Origin of the sequence: Roseburia inulinivorans DSM 16841 (genome assembly GCF_000174195.1) — a bacterium.
Lineage (GTDB): Bacteria > Bacillota > Clostridia > Lachnospirales > Lachnospiraceae > Roseburia > Roseburia inulinivorans.
The window spans coordinates 1-1299 of sequence record NZ_ACFY01000163.1; the positions used below are offsets into that span (position 1 = coordinate 1).

2 protein-coding genes are annotated in these 1299 nt (G+C 33.3%); both read right to left on the reverse strand.

The genetic code is table 11. The annotated features are described in order from the left end of the window. Positions 1 to 408, reverse strand: a 408-nt coding sequence (locus ROSEINA2194_RS17770; protein ID WP_007890260.1) for a LytR/AlgR family response regulator transcription factor, incomplete at its 3' end; no start/stop codon positions are given. 374 nt (positions 409 to 782) lie between these two features. After that, positions 783 to 1299: accessory gene regulator B family protein (locus ROSEINA2194_RS17775; protein ID WP_007890261.1), on the reverse strand; the 517-nt coding region annotated here is incomplete at its 5' end.

Below are 1299 nucleotides of genomic sequence, written 5' to 3' on the forward strand. Positions count from 1 at the left end.
AGTCACTTTATAAAAATTCTTTTCTACTATGGCATCCGGCAGTTGATTCAGAAGTTCCAATATCTGCAATTCCAATTTATCATATTCCAGTGGTTTACATAGAAATGAAAATGCATGAACTTCGTTAATGACCTGCATACAATATTCTTCATAACTCGTAATATACACTAATTTCACATCTGGAAATTTTTCTTTCAATTTTCTCCCCAGTTTAATACCATTCAGTTCTTCCATCGAAATATCTAAAATTCCGATATCAATACGACTGATATTTTCAAGCATTTGATTTGCAGACATAAATTTCTCTATATGATAAGCAATCTTTTGACCTGTAAAAATCTTATGCAGCATATTCACTGCACACTCAAGATCTGCTATATCGTCATCACAAACAGCAATTTCCAGCATATTACTCACCTTCTTCCTATCTTCCTACTATATCGGTAATTTTTATTTTTCCATTAAATAAATATAAAGCACTCCGCATATTATCTAAATAAATATCATATATATAGAAAATGTGCCATCATCTTGACGGCACATTTTTCATTGTTGCTTTTGCTGTCAAAAAAATCAATTATACAAACTATTACAAATACTATTGATAACTTTTTTACTACTTCACCATAACCATATCATTTTTCCTACTTTTTTCAATATATCTTACACGAAGTACGATTTTTTCAACACAAAATACGACAAAACGTAAATTTCTACCCATCTTAGCCCAATCTTATGTAAAAGCAGTCACAAATTTAATATATCATTTTAAGAAGATTTTTCTATTGCACATATCGTTTCACTGCAATCTTTCCCATAACCATAAATACTGCTACCAGGACTATACTTACATACCCAGCATAAAAATAATCTTGCAGATCCAGACAAAACAAAATGATAAGAACACATACCTGCAATGCCGTTATGCAATGTGTTACCCTTGCATAATACCTTCTTTCTTCCTCATCAAGCGGTTTATTGATACTTTCCACTGGGGCAAGGACAATAATAATTACCACGGCAAGAACTCCGATCAATAAAATCAAGGCATTAGGAACATTTTTCATTACAGGCTCATATGTATAAACCGGAATAAATAAAATTGCCATTGATATCAAAAAACAGCCGATTCTACTCTTACAGTGGCTGCCCCCACTATAGCTTCTCAACGAGGCATAAAATAACAGGAAGACCAGAACAAGTCCCGGTCTCCCCGTCACAATGCCAAATATTCCAGAAGCCAAAAGGTTTCCTGCAACAACAATACCATTTTCTATCCCATATTGGTACAGTTCTGCA